This window comes from Pseudomonas cichorii (assembly GCF_018343775.1).
Classification (GTDB): domain Bacteria; phylum Pseudomonadota; class Gammaproteobacteria; order Pseudomonadales; family Pseudomonadaceae; genus Aquipseudomonas; species Aquipseudomonas cichorii.
Genome location: NZ_CP074349.1, coordinates 2684349 through 2700535 on the forward strand (window position 1 = coordinate 2684349; position 16187 = coordinate 2700535).

The window sequence follows — 16187 nt, forward strand, 5'->3', positions numbered from 1 at the left end:
GCTTGCACCTTGTTCTACGTGCGTGCCGAAGCACGCGTTTATCGTGGGCAGATGCGAAGTGAGATCATGCAGTTGCGTGGACGGGGTGCTCGCTCTGTGTCGGCTACCGATGATTGTTCAAATCGCCCTTGTGGACCGAGAGTAGGACGAAGGCTAGGATGCACTCAATGGAGAATTTCACTGAATAACATCTTTTTTTGAATTTATTCATTTAATGAATTTAATGTTTGGAAAATTGGCAATGAATTCCACTGATCGGAATGAAGAATCAAAAGAAGTCGGTACAGGTGCTGTTTCCCGCCTGTTTGCCGTGCTGCGTTGTCTGGGCGAATGTCCCGAAGGAGGCGAGCGAGTCACGCAACTGGCCCAGCAAGTCGGCCTTTCCCAGCCCACGACTCATCGCCTGTTGCGCAGCCTTATGGACGAGGGGATGGTCGAGCAGGATGTACTCAGCAAACGCTATCGATTGAGCATCGAGTTCTTCGCCCTGGCGGCCAGGGCCGGTAATGCCGGTAATCTGCGCGACCTGGTACGGCCAGGGTTGTTAAGGCTGTCGGCGTCTCTGGGGGATTCACTGTTTCTGCTGGCGCGCAGCGGTTTTGATGCCATCTGCCTGGACCGCAGCGAAGGGCCATATCCTATTCGCACCTTCACCGGCGATATCGGCGGCCGTGTTGCGCTGGGTGTGGGGCAGGGCAGTCTGGCGATTCTGGCCTTTCTGCCTGAGGAAGAGCGTGACACCGTCATTCGCTACAACCTGCCACGGCTCCAGGATTTCCATCTGTACGACGAAGTCTTCCTGCGCTCGGAAGTCGAAAATGTCAGGCGCCAGGGGTATGCCGCCCGTAATACCGGGGCCTTGCCCGGTATGGCAGGACTTGCCGTCCCCATCCTCGATCGCAATGGCCGTGCAGTCGCAGCGTTAAGCGTGGCGACCATCAGCGACCGGCTGGGCCCGGACCGGCTCATGACCGTTGTCGAACTGCTCAAGCGCGAAGCCAATGCAATTACTGCAAAAATCAACCCGTTTGATCCTTCCCTGAGACGGCCAAGTCAGGTGTTCGGGCTGGGGTAGAGTACTCATGTCGTTTTTTGAAGTGTGTAAACTGCAGCGCGAAAAGGCGTGACACCACATGCCAGTCTTACTACTGATCAAGAGATTCTCATGGCCAACCAGGACATCACCTTCACCCCCGATCCCGACGCCACATCCATTTCTTCCGACGTTGCCGGTTTCGGTGGCTTGCTGGTTTCCACCCAGATTCCCACACGCGCCGACGGCAGCCTGGAGCTGGGCGGTATCGTCGAGCAGAGCGAGTGCACCTTGCAGGCACTCAAGGTTGCGCTGGAGCGTGCGGGCAGTTCCATGGACCGGGTGTTGCACCTGACCATCTACCTCACCGACATGGCTGACCGTGCTGCATTCAATGAGGTCTACCAGCGTTTCTTCGCCAAGCCCTGGCCAGTGCGTGCCGCTGTCGGCGTGGCAGCTCTGGCGGTTGAAGGGATGCGAGTGGAAGTGACGGCGATGGCGGCCAAGGCATAACGCCAGTAAGAGCGTATTCATTCGCGAGACGTCATTGAAGGCGATACATCTTCCTTGGATTTCAACGCGCCTCTCGCGAATGAATTCGCTCCTAGGGCGCCAAAGATTCAATGCGCCACGCTTTCAGGCGACCCCGCCCACAAATGGTCCAGGTTCTTGAAGCCCCAGCTCTTCGCGCACTCGCGGCTGACGATTCTGTCCTCGCCAGCCTGTATGGAGAGATCTATCAGGGTATGGGCAATGGGCATCTTGCACAGGGCCGAGTAGAACACCTTGACCTTGGGTGTCAGCAGTGAAGCCTTGTTCTGCTCCATGACGATGCCCAGGTTGCCGCTTTCCAGACGCACCAGTGAGCCCACCGGGTAGATGCCGACGCATTTGACGAAGGCCTGGAATATCTTCTCGTCGAAATGCCCGGTCCATTCGGCCATTCTGCTGATGGACTCTGCCGGGCTCCAGCAGGTCTTGTAAGGGCGGTCGGAAGTAATGGCGTCGTAGACGTCGCAGATGGCACCCATGCGTGCAAACAGGCTGATCTGTGAACCGGCGAGCCGGTCGGGATAGCCGCTGCCATCGAAGCGTTCGTGGTGGTGCAGGCAGACATCCAGCACCCTGGGGCTGAAGTGTTTGCTTTCGCCCAGTAACTGGTGGCCGATTTCCGGATGCTTGCGCACGATTGCAAATTCCTCGTCGCTGAGTTTGCCGGGCTTGCCGAGAATGGCCGCAGGTATCGCCAGTTTGCCGACATCGTGCAGCAGGCCTGCCATGCCGGCTTCCTTGACCAGGCTTTCAGGCAGTGCCAGTTGACGTGCCAGGGCAATCATCAATCCGCCCACCGCCACCGAATGCATGTAGGTGTATTCATCCGCCGTTTTAAGGCGGGCCAGGCTGAGCAGGGCATCGGGATGACGGGCCAGGGAGTCGGAAATATCGTCGATCAGGTCACCCATGTCTTCCAGTTCCGCGATCCTGCCCATGCGTACATCGCTGAAGATTCTGACAACGGCGGCTTTGGAGCGGGCGCAAAGCTCCCGGGCGTAGCCGATTTCTTCTTCCAGCGCGCAAGTCTGGTCCTGGCCATCGGTTAGTGAAGGGGCCTCTGAGAGGCTGACAGGTTGTATATCAAGCCCCCGGCTGCCATCGATCCACAGTTGGGTGATGCTGGAGTTGCGGATGCGTTGCAGATCGCTTTCATGCTTGAGCAGAAAGCTGCTGGTCCAGAAGGAGTGGTCGGCGCGCAAGCCGCACAGTTCGTGGACATACATGCCGAGGCGAAGCTCGGTGACGGGAATGTGTTTCAGCACGATAAATACCTGCTTTGGCTTGATCGTGAATCAGCAGAACATTCATCCCTGTAGTGTTCAGACGAGTTCGATAGTTAGACAGAGAACCGGGAAACCAGTCGGTTCAGATCGACAGCCAGTCTTGAAAGCTCCTGGCTTGCAGTTGAGGTCTGATCGGCAGCCGAAGAGCTTTGCACCGACAGGTCCCTGATGCTGACCAGGTTCTGATCGACGGACCGCGCTGCATGGGCCTGTTCTTCGGAAGCCGTAGCGATCAGCAGGTTGCGTTCGTTGATCTGGGAAATGGCAGTGGTGATTTCCTTTATCGCGGTCCCGGATTCCTGGGCGATCAGCAAGGTGGCATCGGCTTCCTCACTGCTTTGCTTCATGGATTGCACAGCCAGAGTCGAGTCCTTCTGGATGCTCTGAATCATCTGCTCGATTTCCTGGGTCGAGGATTGAGTGCGATGAGCCAGTGCCCGGACCTCGTCGGCAACCACTGCGAAGCCACGACCCTGCTCACCGGCACGGGCTGCTTCGATGGCCGCATTGAGTGCCAGCAGGTTGGTCTGTTCGGCAATGGCGCGAATGACATCCAGCACCTTGGTGATGTTCTGGGCCTGATTGGCCAGCCCTTCGACTTCTGTGCTGGTGCGGTCGACCGTAGAGCTGAGTTTTTCGAGTGCATTTATGGTCTTGCTGACGCATTCCTGCCCGGTCTTGGCCGAGCGTTCCGAAGCCTGGGTGGATTCCGAGGCAGATACCGCATTGCGGGCAACTTCTTCGATGGCGGCAGTCATCTCATTGACGGCAGTGGCTGCCTGTTCGGTTTCCATGGATTGACGCTGGATGCCATGTGTCGATTCCTGAGTGATCGAGCTCATTTCCTCTGCCGCCGAAGCCAGGAGGCCGGAGGAGTCGGAGATATGCTGGATGGTACTTTTCAGGCTGGCGAGCATGGTTGCCGTTGCACTTTGCAATTCGGTCAGTTCATCGGCACCGGTAATTTCTACGTGCGTACGCAAATCGCCTTCGGCAATGCGTTTAGTGGTTTCAAGCAGAGCCTTGACGGGGCGGGCAACGCTACGGGTAAACACGGTCGCGACCAGTACAGTCAGAATAACGGCGATAACAATAAACGCGATGGTGACGGTCAGTCCGTTTTCATAAGCCTTGTTTGCCGTGTCACTCGACTTTTCCGCGCCTTTGACATTGACCTCAATCAAAGCCTCTATGGACGATTGCAGGGCCTTGGCCTGTGGGCTGCTGGTGTCGCGGATAAAGATGAATAGTTCGTTGTTGGTCTTGGTCTTGCTGAGTTCCATCAACTCGTCGATCTTGGCGGTATAGGCCTGGACATTGGTTTTGACCTGACGATAAGCCTGTTCTTCGGTTTCGCTGGATACCATGGGAGCATAGCTGTCGGTTATCTGAATCAATGCGTTTTTCAGACCCTTCAACTTGTCGATGGACGCGCTGCCCTGTCTTTCTTCGTCCATCACGAACCGCCGGGCATCCAGGCGGTAGAGCAGGCCAGCGCTTTCGATCTTGCCTGCCTGCCTTACGCTGGGCAGCAGGTCGGTCTGGAACTTGCTGACCGAGTCATGCAGGCTGTCCATCTTGTAAATGACCGTTGTCCCCAAGCCTATAAGAAGCAGGCAGATAATGCCGAAACTGAGAAAGGCGCGGGTGTTCAATCGGATATTTCTTGTTTTCATTTTTGGATCCTCTTTGCTCACCATAGAGCAGCAGCCAACATCAATCGCATGGCAACGTAATATCACTGTAGGTGCTGTGATGTGAAAAAAATATAGTGAGTGCAGAAAACTTTTATTGCGTAAAAGCGGTATCAATTGAATCTATTAATTCAAGTTTTCTGGAACGTAGACGTGAGGGGCCGATAGACAGTTTTTAGGTTAACTGTCTATCGCTTTGGGGGGTTATAAAGTTTCACTCTAAAGTGAATGAGAGTAATTAATGCGGTGTCATTAATTTGCCGTCAATTATTAAGTGAGTTGTTCTGGAGCAGGGAAAATCATCGTGAAGCGGGTATAAGTGCCCGGGGTACTTTGTACGCTTACATGGCCTTCATGCAGGCTCATGATGGAGCGCACGATTGCCAGCCCCAGCCCGGTGCCGCCCTGATGCCGCGAACGACTGGCATGCACTCTGTAAAAACGGTCGAACAGGCGTGGCAGGTGCTCGGCCTCGATGCCTTCTCCGGTGTTGCCGACACTGAGCGAAACCTGACCCTGTTGCTGTTCGAGGCTGATGCTGATCGTACTGTCTTCAGGGCTGTGCCTGATGGCATTGGAAAGCAGATTCGAGATGGCGCGCTGAATCATAAGGCGCTCTCCGTTTATCCGGGCGCGACCTGTCACCTGCAGGGCAATGTTCTTTTCCTCGGCTGACAAGGCAAAGAGTTCCACTACCTTGCTTACTTCTTCATCCAGATCGATTCGGCTGAAGGCGATGGGGGCCAACGGCTGGCTGACGCTGGCCAGAAACAGCATCTGAGACACCATGCGTGACATGCGCTCCAGTTCTTCAGTGCATGACTCAAGCACCTGCTTGTACTCGTCGGGTGGTCTTTCCCTGGACAGCGTCACCTGGGCTTTGCCCATCAGGTTGTTCATGGGCGAGCGAAGCTCATGGGCCAGATCGTCCGAGAACTGCGTCAACTGTTGAACATCACTGTCCAGGCGGTGCAGCATGAAATTGATCGCATGGGCCAGATTGCTCAGTTCATCAGGCAAGTCGCTGGTCTTGACCCGATGCGTCAGATCCCGGGCCGATATCATTTGCGCCACCTTGCGAAAGGCCCGCAACGGTTTGAGGCCGCGATGCACCACCCACCAGGCGACCGCGCCCACCAGCAGCAGAATCAGCGGCAAGGCGATCAGGGTCGAGGTCATGTAAGACTGCAGCAAGTCAGTATCGCTTTGCCGGTCGAGAGACAGCAGGACGGTAACCTTCTCCTTGTCGCGCAAGGGCACCAGCCTTGAGGCAATCAGCACTTTGCCGGTGTCCGGGCTGTCGGCGTTCATGGCCAGAATCTGTTCTGCCGTCGCAGGGCCCATGCTGAACAGCACATGTGTCGGCTCGGCCGGATCGATGATCGCCAGACTGAAATCGTCATGGCCCATGATCTGGTCGCGCAGATTATGGGGGTTGAGCATGATATCTGCGCTGCTGGCCGTCTCGGTCAGACTGTGCTCGATCTGCTTGAGCTTTTCTTCAAGGCTGTTGCTGGCCCGCAGATCCAGTTGGCGCGAGATGGCCAGCGAGGCCAGCGTCGCCATGACGATCACCAGGATGGCGCACATCAGGCTGACGGTCAGCCCCAGTTGCATCGATAGCCGCGTGGGCTTCATTCCCGGGACTCCAGCACATAACCCACGCCGCGCAGGGTATGAATCAACTTGTTATCGAACGGGTCATCGATCTTGGCCCGCAGGCGCCTGATGGACACCTCCACCACGTTGGTGTCGCAATCGAAGTTCATGTCCCACACCAGAGAAATGATCTGGGTACGTGACAGAACCTCGCCGCTGTGGCGCATCAACAAATGCAGGAGTGCGAACTCCTTGGTGGTCAGGTCAATGCGCTGCTTGCCCCGGAATGCCCGGTGTCGGCCCTGATCGAGCTCCAGGTCCGCCACTTGCAGCACCTGAGGCACATTGGCCTGCTCGCTGCGGCGCATCAGGGTGCGAATCCGTGCCAGCAGTTCGGGAAACTCGAACGGCTTGACCAGATAGTCGTCGGCTCCCGATTCCAGGCCTTTTATCTTTTCATCGAGACGGCCGCGGGCAGTGACGATCATGACCCGGGTATTACTGGTCTTACGCAGTTGTGCCAGAACATCCCAGCCATCCATGCCCGGCAGGTTGATGTCCAGAATGACCACGTCATAGATCTGTTGCTGGGCCAGACAAAGGCCGTCGATTCCTGTCGTGGCAACATCGACGATATAACCGCTTTCGGTCAGACCCTGATGCATGTATTCGGCAGTTTTCGGCTCGTCCTCGACCACAAGGATTCGCATGGTTGAATATCCTGTTTGAATTGAGTCAGTGGATGCTGAAGCGAAGGGATTCTGAAGTCTGTAGCGACTACAGAGTCAATGCTGATGTGTTACTTACTTTAAGGCCAAAGCGCCGCACTTTTTTCAGATAACGAAATTGTAATTTTCCAGCAACCCCGCTGATAACTGCCATTCCCTAAAGTCCCTGCGTCAACCCCGGCAGCTCATGCTCGCCGGTGCAATCGCCGCTCAGGCGTGGATCATGCAAGTGGGGAAGTACAACGTGCGCGGCTATCGAATCTTGAACAGTTCACCGGGCGGCAAACCCGGCAGAATGAAAATGGGCTTTGCCTGTGTGCTGTTCCTGGCGTTTTTCAGCCAGAGCGCGACGGCAGCGCAATCGCAATCCATCACACTGTCCGACGCTCTGGACACGGCCTTTTCCATGAATCCGGATCTGGCTGCCGCTCGCAGTGAAATCGACATCGCGCTTGGGGAGCGGCAGCAGGCCGGGTTGATACCCAATCCTGAGCTGTCCTGGGAGATGGAGGACACCCGCAAGTCCACCAGCACCACAACCATCGCCATCAGTCAGGCGCTGGAACTGGGAGGCAAAAGAGGCGCCCGTGTCGATGTTGCCAGCCGTGGCCAGGATGTCGCCGCGCTTGAGCTGGAGCAACGTGGCAATGCCTTGCGGGGCGAGGTGATCCAGGGCTTTTATGCGGCCTTGCGGGCCCAGGCCGGGCTGGATCTGGCGCTGGAATCCCAGACACTGGCCGAGCGAGGACTCAAGGTTGCCGAGGGTCGTATCCAGGCTGGCAAGTCGTCGCCTGTAGAAGCCACCCGGGCTCAGGTGCAACTGGCCGAAACCCGTCTGCAGGTGCGTCAGGCGCAGATCGCCAAATCGGCTGCCTGGCGTGAACTGTCTCAGATCATGGGCCAGTCGCAGACCTCTTTCGAGCGCCTGCAGTCCCCGAATCTGTCGCCGGGCAAGGCGCCTCACGGGCCAACCCTGTTGAATCAAATCAAACAGACCGCCGAGCTGCGTCTGGCCGAAACCCGCATCGCACTAGGCGAGGCGCAACTGGGTTCGCAGAAGGCGCAACGTATTCCAGACCTCACCGTCAGCGTGGGCAGCCAGTACAGCCGTGAAGACCGCGAGCGGGTCAATGTGGTCGGCTTTTCCGTGCCGATTCCATTGTTCGATCGCAATCAGGGCAATGTCCTGGCGGCCGCGCGACGTGCCGATCAATCCCGAGACTTGCGCAACTCCGTGGAGTTGAAGCTGCGCACCCAGACGCAACTGGCGGTCGATCAGTGGGACACCGCAGCCCAGGAAGCCGAGGCGTTCACCAAGGTCATCCTGCCTGCCGCCCAACAGGCCGTCGACACCGCAACCCGCGGTTTCGAGATGGGCAAGTTCGGTTTCCTGGAAGTGCTCGATGCACAGCGCACCTTGATTTCTGCACGTAGCCAGTATCTGGAGTCGTTGGCCCGCGCGGCTGATGCACGGGTCGTCATCGAACGCATTTACGGCGACTCGGGCCGTTTCCTCACTCAACTTCAATAGCCAGCGGTGGCCAGCGGCAGGGGCGTAAAGCCCTGAGTGGCCAATCAGGAGTCTTCATGAATAACAAACGCAACATTGCCGCTGCGACGGCAGTGGTGGTTCTCATTGGCCTGGGCAGTCTGACCCTGGGCGGCGGTCAGTCTTTCTCCAATGCTTCTTCCGAACATGCCCATGACGATGAAAAGGAGTCGTCTCACGGCCAGGAGAAAGGCCATGAAGGGGAAGGTCATGACGATCACGGGGATGAGCCAAAAGGCAAACCGGCCGACAAGGACGAGCATGACGATGAAAGCCATGGGGAAGAAGGGCATGGAGAGGAGGGCCATGAAGAAGAGGGCGCGCTGGAGTTGAGCGAGGCCCAGATCAAGGCGGCGGGCATTGAGCTGGGTGTGGCCGTTTCTCGCCAGATGAGCACGTCCGTCTCGTTCCCCGGTGAAATCCGCTTCGATGAGGATCGCACCTCTCATGTGGTGCCACGAGTCAGCGGTGTCGTGGAAGAGGTGAAAGCCGATCTGGGGCAGCAGGTCAGAAAAGGCCAGGTTCTGGCGGTGATTGCCAGCCAGCAGGTCTCGGAGCAGCGCAGTGAGTTGAGCGCGGCGCAGCGTCGGGTCGAACTGGCCCGCCTGACATTTCAGCGCGAGAAAAAACTCTGGGAAGACAAGATCTCGGCCGAGCAGGATTACCAGCAGGCGCGTCAGGCCTTGCAGGAGGCCGAAATCGCCCTGAGCAATGCCCGGCAGAAAGTCAGTGCCATGGGGGCTGCCGGCAAAGCCACTGGCAATCGCTACGAACTCGTTGCGCCTTTCGATTCCGTGGTCGTTGAAAAGCATCTGGGGCTCGGTGAAGTGGTCAGCGAGAGCAGCAACGTTTTCACGCTCTCGGATCTCTCCCGTGTCTGGGCCACCTTTGGTGTGACGCCCAAGGATCTGGACAAGGTGTTGGTCGGGCGCAATGTCAAAGTCAGTTCACCCGATATGAATGCCGAAGTCGAGGGGCAGGTGAGCTATGTCGGCAACCTGCTGGGCGAGCAGAGCAGGGCTGCGACGGTTCGGGTGAAACTCGCCAACCCGCAGGGCGCCTGGCGGCCAGGACTGTTCGTCTCCGTTGCGGTGGTGGCGCATGCCAGCGAGGTCGCGGTCAGCATTCCCGAAGAAGCGATTCAGACCGTTGAAGACAAGCCTTCGGTCTTCGTACGTACGCCACAGGGTTTCCAGGTCCAGCCAGTCACGCTCGGGCGTAGCGACAGCGGCTATGTGGAAGTGCTCAAGGGGCTGGCAGTCAACACACAAGTTGCAACCGCAGGCAGCTTCGTCCTCAAGTCGGAGCTGGGCAAGGGCTCGGCCGAGCATGCCCATTGATCCGCTACGCACGAGAACTCTTCCATGTTTGAACGCCTGATTCAATTTGCCATAGAGCAACGCATTGTCGTCATGCTGGCGGTCCTGCTAATGGCCGGGCTGGGCATTGCCAGCTACCAGAAGCTGCCCATCGATGCGGTGCCCGATATCACCAACGTCCAGGTGCAGATCAATACCGCTGCACCGGGTTTTTCTCCGCTGGAAACGGAGCAGCGCATTACCTTTGCCATCGAAACCGCCATGGCCGGTCTACCAGGCCTGAAGCAGACCCGTTCGCTGTCGCGCTCGGGGCTGTCCCAGGTCACCGTGATTTTCGAGGATGGCACCGACCTGTTTTTCGCCCGCCAACAGGTCAGCGAGCGTTTGCAGACTGCCAAGGAGCAGTTGCCTGAAAACATCGATGCCATGATGGGGCCTGTCTCAACCGGTCTCGGAGAGATATTCCTCTGGACGGTCGAGGCCAAAGAGGGGGCGCTGAAAGAGGATGGCACGCCGTATACGCCTACTGACCTGCGGGTCATTCAGGACTGGATCATCAAGCCACAGTTGCGCAATGTGCCGGGTGTCGCCGAGATCAATACCATTGGCGGCTTTGCCAAGCAGTACCAGATAGCGCCCGATCCGAAAAAGCTGGCTGCCTACAAGTTGACACTCAACGACCTGATCGTGGCCCTTGAGCGCAACAACTCCAATGTCGGCGCTGGCTATATCGAGCGGGGTGGTGAGCAACTGGTGATCCGGGCGCCGGGGCAACTGGTCAATGAACTCGATATCGCCAATATCGTGATTGCCAATGTGCAGGGCACGCCGATCCGGGTGAGTCATGTTGCCGATGTGGTGATCGGCAAGGAACTGCGTTCCGGTGCAGCGACCGAAAACGGTCGTGAAGTCGTGCTGGGTACAGTTTTCATGCTGATCGGCGAAAACAGTCGCAGCGTCTCCCAGGCGGTGGCTGCGAAGCTGACCGAGATCAATCGCTCGCTGCCCAAGGGCGTCGTTGCGGTGACGGTGTATGACCGTACCAATCTGGTGGAAAAGGCTATTGCCACGGTCAAGAAGAACCTGATCGAAGGCGCGATTCTGGTTATCGCGGTCCTCTTCCTGTTCCTGGGTAACATTCGTGCTGCCCTGATCACCGCCATGGTGATTCCACTGGCCATGCTCTTCACCTTTACCGGCATGTTCGCCAACAAGGTCAGTGCCAACCTGATGAGCCTGGGGGCGCTGGACTTCGGGATTATCGTCGATGGCGCGGTGGTGATCGTCGAAAACGCCATTCGCAGGCTGGCCCATGCCCAGCAGCGGCATGGCCGGATGCTGACCCGTTCCGAACGTTTCCATGAAGTGTTTGCAGCCGCGCGTGAGGCCCGGCGTCCGTTGATCTTCGGTCAGTTGATCATCATGGTCGTCTACTTGCCGATATTTGCCCTGACAGGTGTCGAGGGCAAGATGTTCCACCCGATGGCCTTTACCGTGGTCATTGCGCTGCTGGGTGCGATGACCCTGTCCGTGACCTTCGTACCGGCTGCCATTGCCATGTTCGTCACTGGCAAGGTGAAGGAAGAGGAAGGCGTGGTCATGCGTACGGCCCGCCAGCGATATGCACCGGTTCTGGACTGGGTGCTTGGCAACCGTACCCTGGCGTTCGGCATGGCGTTTGCGGTTATTGCCGTTTCTGGTGTTGCCGCCAGCCGAATGGGCAGTGAGTTCATTCCCAGTCTGAGTGAAGGCGACTTTGCCTTGCAGGCCTTGCGTGTTCCGGGCACCAGCCTGACCCAGTCGGTGGACATGCAACAGCGACTTGAGAAAGCCATTATCGAGCGCATGCCGGAAGTGGAGCGCGTGTTCGCCCGTACAGGGACTGCGGAAATCGCCGCCGATCCGATGCCGCCGAATATTTCCGATAGCTACGTGATGCTCAAGCCTGCCGATCAATGGCCTGATCCGAAGAAGTCCCGCGAGACACTGATTGCCGAGTTGCAGGCCGCCGCTGCCAGCGTGCCGGGCAGCAACTACGAGCTGTCCCAACCGATTCAGTTGCGCTTCAACGAGCTGATTTCAGGTGTGCGCAGCGATGTTGCGGTGAAAGTGTTTGGCGATGATATGGATGTACTGAATCAGACGGCGAACAAGATCGCCGCAACGCTGCAGAAGGTCAGCGGCGCCTCGGAGGTCAAGGTCGAACAGACGACCGGCCTGCCGGTGCTGACGATCAATATCGATCGCGACAAGGCTGCCCGTTATGGTTTGAACATGGGCGATGTGCAGGATGCCATTGCGATTGCTGTCGGTGGGCGTCAGGCCGGCACGCTGTATGACGGGGACCGCCGATTCGACATGGTGGTGCGCTTGTCCGAGAAACTGCGCACCGACGTGAACGGGCTCTCCAATCTGCTGATTCCCATTCCGGCCAGTCCGGGCAGCAGCAATGCGCAGATCGGCTTCATCCCATTGTCCCAGGTGGCGAGCCTGGATCTGGTCCTCGGGCCTAATCAGATCAGTCGCGAGAACGGCAAGCGTCTGGTCATCGTCAGCGCCAACGTACGGGGCCGTGATCTTGGCTCGTTCGTGGAAGAGGCCGGGCAATCCATTCAGGAGCAGGTGACGATCCCGCCGGGATACTGGACCAGTTGGGGTGGCCAGTTCGAGCAGCTTCAATCAGCGGCCCAGCGCCTGCAAATCGTGGTGCCCGTGGCGTTGCTGATGGTGCTGGCACTGCTGTTCATGATGTTCAACAACCTCAAGGATGGCTTGCTGGTGTTCACCGGGATTCCCTTTGCCTTGACGGGCGGTATCCTGGCGTTATGGCTGCGGGACATCCCATTGTCGATTTCCGCCGGGGTCGGGTTCATTGCCCTGTCCGGTGTCGCGGTCTTGAATGGTCTGGTGATGATTGCCTTCATTCGTAACCTTCGTGAGGAAGGCTTCAGCCTGGAAAAAGCCATCCATGAAGGCGCTTTGACAAGGTTGCGTCCGGTACTGATGACGGCTTTGGTTGCTTCTCTGGGCTTCATCCCCATGGCTCTGGCGACTGGCACCGGTGCGGAAGTGCAGAGGCCTCTGGCTACCGTCGTGATCGGCGGGATCCTGTCGTCGACGATTCTGACTTTGCTGGTATTGCCAGCGCTGTATCAGTGGGCTCATCGTCGAGAAGAATAAGAATTCAAGTTGTTGAAAGGCTCGTGGCGGGTGAACTGCCACGGGCTTTTTTATTTGGGGTTTATAAAGCGTTCAGCGCGATTACAAAATGGTAATTCTCGAGCAACGTTCTGGAAAGTGTCTGATTGCTACAGTGAGTCATCACTTGATAGGAGTCGCAAGATGAATGTTATAAAATTGTCTGTTCTTGCCTTTGCGCTTGTTTCGCCACTGACCTCGTACGCTTTCAGTTCTGTGGACCTTCAAGGCGACGAGCGGAGCAGGGTGCATCAACTTAAAGTTGAGGAATATGCAGCCAGGATGCAGAAGGCTGTTCCTGAGATACAGAACTACACCTACGGTATGAACCTGGATATTGCCAGGGTGATCGTTAAAACTCCGGCGCCGAAGAGTTGCGGGGTCAACGCCAGGTTGATGACGTATGAAAACTCCCAAGGCGAACTCAATACGCTGCGCTACAAGGTATTGAGTGACTGCGCTGGCAAGAACTGATGACGCTCTGGCTGCCTCGCTTTGTCGTCGTGGCCGGCGGCAGGTCACGGTAAGCCAGTGAGCAGGTTTCTTTAAATATCACGATCTTTTTACAAATAAAAAACAAACAGAAACAATTGGCGCTTCAGGGTATGCCGGGTGGCATATTTTTACCGAGTGATTGTATTGCTACATTGAGTTACCACCAAACAGGAGAAAATAGATGAATGTTTTAAAGCTGTCCGTTCTTGCCTTTGCACTGGCTTCGCCATTGACTTCGTATGCTTTCAGTACGACGGACTTGCGGGGCAGTGATGAGCGCAGCAAAGCGCATCAGATCAAGGTCGAGGAATATGCGGCCAAGGTCCAGAAGCCGGTTCCCGTTATACAGAACTATGCCTACGGAATGAAGCTGGATGTTGCCAAGGTGGTCATCAAGACCCCGGCCCCTGGCGACTGCGGTATCAACTATAAGTTCATGACTTATGAAGACTCGCAAGGCGATCTCAATACACTGAGTTACAAGGCAATAACTGAGTGTGCCGGTAGAAACTGATGCTTGCAAACCAATAAGCGGCTGGTGCGTATGCGCCAGCCGCTTATTGCATTTGAGGAAGGTATTCCCGGCTGCATTCCTCGCCGCTATGCCCATCCTGCCCGGGGTTCACCATCAGCCTTGAACACCAGAGCTTTCAAACCACCCTCGATACGGGCATCGGGAAATTCGGGCGGATTTTCCAGGCGTTGCTCGAAGCGCAATCCCGGAGCTTCAACTGCTGTGTGTCGGATCAGAAAGTCCGTGCCGACTGCCGGATCGTTCATACAGGCCAGTACCGTTCCATCCTCGGTCAGCAGTTCCGGCAAGCGGCGCAAAACCCGCTGATAATCCTTGTCGAGCATGAAACTGCCTTTCTGGAATGACGGCGGGTCGATGATCACCAGATCGTAAGGACCCGAACGGGTGACTTTGGCCCACGACTTGAACAGATCGTGTCCCAGAAAGCTGACCCGGCTCAGATCATGGCCATTGAGCCGATGATTCTCACGTCCACGATTCAGCGCGGCCTTGGCCATGTCCAGATTGACCACATGATCGGCACCGCCGGCAATGGCAGCGACCGAAAAGCCGCAGGTATAGGCGAACAGATTGAGTATCCGCTTGCCCTTGGCCCGGGAGCGAACCCATTCGCGGCCATAACGCATGTCCAGAAACAGACCGCTGTTCTGTTTCTTGCCGAAATCCACCTTGTAGCGCAGGTTGTTCTCGGTAATGACCCACTCGTCCATCAGCTCGCCCACGAGGCATTGCACAGTGCTTTGTGGCAGATAGCGATGTTGCAGCAACAGCGTATGGGCCTGGCTCTGTTGCCATTGAGGGGAGTGCGTAAGCTCCAGCAGCAGTCGGGTCAATGACTCCAGTTCTGACTCCAGTGATTCCCTGAACAGCGAGACCAGCACCACGCCCTGCATCCAGTCGACGGTAATGTGTTCAAGCCCCGGCCATACTCTGCCGCGTCCATGAAACAGGCGACGGGTTTCATCGGGCACGGTGCTCAAGGCATCGAGTACGTGCTGTTGCAGAGTGGCGAGCGCATCAGGGGTCATGACAAGGGTCGGCAGTGAAAGGGCGCGTATGTTAAACGCATTTCAAGCGACGCTGAAATGGAAGAGCAATCCAGTCGCGTCAGCGTGGCATATAGCGGCGTTGCCAGCGATGGGGGATTTTCAGTGACACAAGCCCCAGCAAGGCTGAGAGCCCGCCGCTGACCAGCAGTGCATTGAGTCCCATGTGCCGTTCAAGCACGGCGCCAATGACGGCACCGACAAACATGCCTGCCCACGGGACAAGTTGAATCCGCCAGCCATCGCGGCGCTCACCCAGCATCCGGCGCCCCAGGCCACGCCCGAAGCGTGACAGCGCGCCGGTCACGTAGGTCAGGCCCACGGGAAGACCGTTGACCTGTTCAACAGCAGCATTGAGCATGCCCATTGCCAGAATGGCCCAGACAAGTACCAGAATATTTGAATCCATTGGCCAGGCCGCGGCAGCGCAAAGCAGTGTGGCGACGCTGAGCAACAAGGGCAGGGCGCGTCTGCCACCCAGGCGGGCAATGATGACGCCCAGGGCATTGCCTGCAATAAAAACAATAATGGCCAGTATCAGGCGTGTGGTTGTCCCCGAGTCACCATCGCTGATGGCGACGGCCAGGCGAGTAGTGTTGCCGCTCATGAATGAAACGAAATCCCCGGTGGCCATGAAGCCTATCGCATCGGTCATGCCCGCCAGCACTGACAGGCTGGCCGCCAGTGCCATGCCGACCCTGCCACGCCATTTCTGCATGTTCAGGTGTCTGGGGCTGGCGCTTATCTTTGTGGCGGATGGCAACATGGATGGCTCTCTGGCAGTAGGCTGCGCGGGGGCTGGGGTTCTGTCCGTGTTTCACTGCGGCTTGGTGCGCACGATCCTTTTCGCCTTGACCTCATCCACATAGGCCTTGAGCTGGTCGGCATCGCCATAGAGCCGATTGACCAACTGCAGAATGGCGGTCACATCGACATCTTTCATGCCAGAGGCGAGCTTGAGAATTTCATCGGCTGTTTTTTCAAGATTGGAGGCAGTGCCCTTCAGGTGCCGTTTCAGCTCCTGGGTCGGCTTATTGAGAGCCATATATATTCCTGTCAGATAAATGTCTGAACTCCATGCCCAGAGCATGGCTTTTTCCACGGTAACAAGCAATCCGGGGGCTGTATCAGACATTCACGAAGGAAATGGTGT

At 57.1% G+C, this 16187-nt stretch carries 14 protein-coding genes; 7 read left to right on the forward strand and 7 right to left on the reverse strand.

Annotated elements, in window-relative coordinates; genetic code table 11:
- Window positions 1–241: 241 nt before the first annotated feature.
- Together KGD89_RS11855 and KGD89_RS11860 are read left to right on the forward strand one after the other, a co-directional pair.
- Window positions 242–1075 (forward strand): IclR family transcriptional regulator, encoded by an 834-nt coding sequence (locus tag KGD89_RS11855; protein WP_025259997.1) that lies wholly within the window; start codon window positions 242–244, stop codon window positions 1073–1075.
- A gap of 90 nt (window positions 1076–1165) precedes the next feature.
- Window positions 1166–1546, forward strand: a complete 381-nt coding sequence (locus tag KGD89_RS11860) for a RidA family protein (protein WP_025259998.1) — start codon at window positions 1166–1168, stop codon at window positions 1544–1546.
- 107 nt (window positions 1547–1653) lie between these two features.
- Here KGD89_RS11860 and KGD89_RS11865 read toward each other — a convergent pair whose 3' ends face one another.
- From KGD89_RS11865 to KGD89_RS11880, 4 genes are all read right to left on the reverse strand, one after another.
- A complete protein-coding gene (locus KGD89_RS11865) occupies window positions 1654–2850 on the reverse strand; it encodes an HD-GYP domain-containing protein (RefSeq protein WP_025259999.1) in 1197 nt (398 codons plus the stop codon).
- 74 nt (window positions 2851–2924) lie between these two features.
- On the reverse strand, window positions 2925–4571 hold the full coding sequence (locus tag KGD89_RS11870) for a methyl-accepting chemotaxis protein (protein WP_404940683.1): 1647 nt from the start codon (window positions 4569–4571) through the stop codon (window positions 2925–2927).
- A gap of 264 nt (window positions 4572–4835) precedes the next feature.
- A complete protein-coding gene (locus KGD89_RS11875) occupies window positions 4836–6203 on the reverse strand; it encodes a heavy metal sensor histidine kinase (protein WP_025260001.1) in 1368 nt (455 codons plus the stop codon).
- Window positions 6200–6874: a heavy metal response regulator transcription factor gene (locus tag KGD89_RS11880; RefSeq protein ID WP_025260002.1), complete on the reverse strand. Its 675-nt coding sequence runs from the start codon at window positions 6872–6874 to the stop codon at window positions 6200–6202. Before KGD89_RS11880 ends, KGD89_RS11875 begins: the two co-directional genes overlap by 4 nt.
- A gap of 313 nt (window positions 6875–7187) precedes the next feature.
- On the opposite strand from KGD89_RS11880, the gene KGD89_RS11885 reads away from it, so the two are divergent.
- The 5 genes from KGD89_RS11885 (at window position 7188) to KGD89_RS11905 (ending at window position 13967) form a co-directional block, all read left to right on the forward strand.
- Window positions 7188–8423 carry a TolC family protein gene (locus KGD89_RS11885; RefSeq protein ID WP_025260003.1) on the forward strand — a complete coding sequence of 412 codons (1236 nt, stop codon included), beginning with the start codon at window positions 7188–7190 and terminating at the stop codon, window positions 8421–8423.
- A 56-nt stretch (window positions 8424–8479) separates the two neighbouring features.
- Entirely contained in the window at window positions 8480–9781 is a 1302-nt protein-coding gene (locus tag KGD89_RS11890; RefSeq protein WP_025260004.1) for an efflux RND transporter periplasmic adaptor subunit, read from the forward strand.
- Window positions 9782–9805: 24 nt separating this feature from the next.
- Window positions 9806–12940 carry a CusA/CzcA family heavy metal efflux RND transporter gene (locus tag KGD89_RS11895; RefSeq protein ID WP_038399840.1) on the forward strand — a complete coding sequence of 1045 codons (3135 nt, stop codon included), beginning with the start codon at window positions 9806–9808 and terminating at the stop codon, window positions 12938–12940.
- A gap of 162 nt (window positions 12941–13102) precedes the next feature.
- Window positions 13103–13432 carry a DUF2790 domain-containing protein gene (locus tag KGD89_RS11900; RefSeq protein WP_038399841.1) on the forward strand — a complete coding sequence of 110 codons (330 nt, stop codon included), beginning with the start codon at window positions 13103–13105 and terminating at the stop codon, window positions 13430–13432.
- Between the two features lie 202 nt (window positions 13433–13634).
- A complete protein-coding gene (locus KGD89_RS11905) occupies window positions 13635–13967 on the forward strand; it encodes a DUF2790 domain-containing protein (RefSeq protein WP_025260005.1) in 333 nt (110 codons plus the stop codon).
- 86 nt (window positions 13968–14053) lie between these two features.
- On the opposite strand, the gene KGD89_RS11910 is transcribed toward KGD89_RS11905, so the two are convergent.
- The 3 genes from KGD89_RS11910 to KGD89_RS11920 all read right to left on the reverse strand — a co-directional run bounded on the left by KGD89_RS11910 (window position 14054) and on the right by KGD89_RS11920 (window position 16079).
- Window positions 14054–15016: a class I SAM-dependent methyltransferase gene (locus KGD89_RS11910; protein WP_025260006.1), complete on the reverse strand. Its 963-nt coding sequence runs from the start codon at window positions 15014–15016 to the stop codon at window positions 14054–14056.
- A gap of 79 nt (window positions 15017–15095) precedes the next feature.
- Window positions 15096–15800, reverse strand: a complete 705-nt coding sequence (locus KGD89_RS11915; RefSeq protein WP_025260007.1) for a YoaK family protein — start codon at window positions 15798–15800, stop codon at window positions 15096–15098.
- A 51-nt stretch (window positions 15801–15851) separates the two neighbouring features.
- The gene (locus KGD89_RS11920; RefSeq protein ID WP_025260008.1) at window positions 15852–16079 is read right to left on the reverse strand and encodes a hypothetical protein; all 228 of its coding nucleotides are present in this window, start codon (window positions 16077–16079) and stop codon (window positions 15852–15854) included.
- Window positions 16080–16187 lie beyond the last annotated feature (108 nt).

What these genes read in the sequence shown, in the direction of transcription:
- KGD89_RS11855 (WP_025259997.1), top strand. Translation starts at nt 242, where the DNA reads ATGAATTCCACTGATCGGAATGAAGAATCAAAAGAAGTCGGTACAGGT.
- KGD89_RS11860 (WP_025259998.1), top strand. Translation starts at nt 1,166, where the DNA reads ATGGCCAACCAGGACATCACCTTCACCCCCGATCCCGACGCCACATCC.
- KGD89_RS11870 (WP_404940683.1), bottom strand. Translation starts at nt 4,571, where the DNA reads ATGGTGAGCAAAGAGGATCCAAAAATGAAAACAAGAAATATCCGATTG.
- KGD89_RS11875 (WP_025260001.1), bottom strand. Translation starts at nt 6,203, where the DNA reads ATGAAGCCCACGCGGCTATCGATGCAACTGGGGCTGACCGTCAGCCTG.
- KGD89_RS11880 (WP_025260002.1), bottom strand. Translation starts at nt 6,874, where the DNA reads ATGCGAATCCTTGTGGTCGAGGACGAGCCGAAAACTGCCGAATACATG.
- KGD89_RS11885 (WP_025260003.1), top strand. Translation starts at nt 7,188, where the DNA reads ATGAAAATGGGCTTTGCCTGTGTGCTGTTCCTGGCGTTTTTCAGCCAG.
- KGD89_RS11890 (WP_025260004.1), top strand. Translation starts at nt 8,480, where the DNA reads ATGAATAACAAACGCAACATTGCCGCTGCGACGGCAGTGGTGGTTCTC.
- KGD89_RS11895 (WP_038399840.1), top strand. Translation starts at nt 9,806, where the DNA reads ATGTTTGAACGCCTGATTCAATTTGCCATAGAGCAACGCATTGTCGTC.
- KGD89_RS11900 (WP_038399841.1), top strand. Translation starts at nt 13,103, where the DNA reads ATGAATGTTATAAAATTGTCTGTTCTTGCCTTTGCGCTTGTTTCGCCA.
- KGD89_RS11905 (WP_025260005.1), top strand. Translation starts at nt 13,635, where the DNA reads ATGAATGTTTTAAAGCTGTCCGTTCTTGCCTTTGCACTGGCTTCGCCA.
- KGD89_RS11910 (WP_025260006.1), bottom strand. Translation starts at nt 15,016, where the DNA reads ATGACCCCTGATGCGCTCGCCACTCTGCAACAGCACGTACTCGATGCC.
- KGD89_RS11915 (WP_025260007.1), bottom strand. Translation starts at nt 15,800, where the DNA reads ATGTTGCCATCCGCCACAAAGATAAGCGCCAGCCCCAGACACCTGAAC.
- KGD89_RS11920 (WP_025260008.1), bottom strand. Translation starts at nt 16,079, where the DNA reads ATGGCTCTCAATAAGCCGACCCAGGAGCTGAAACGGCACCTGAAGGGC.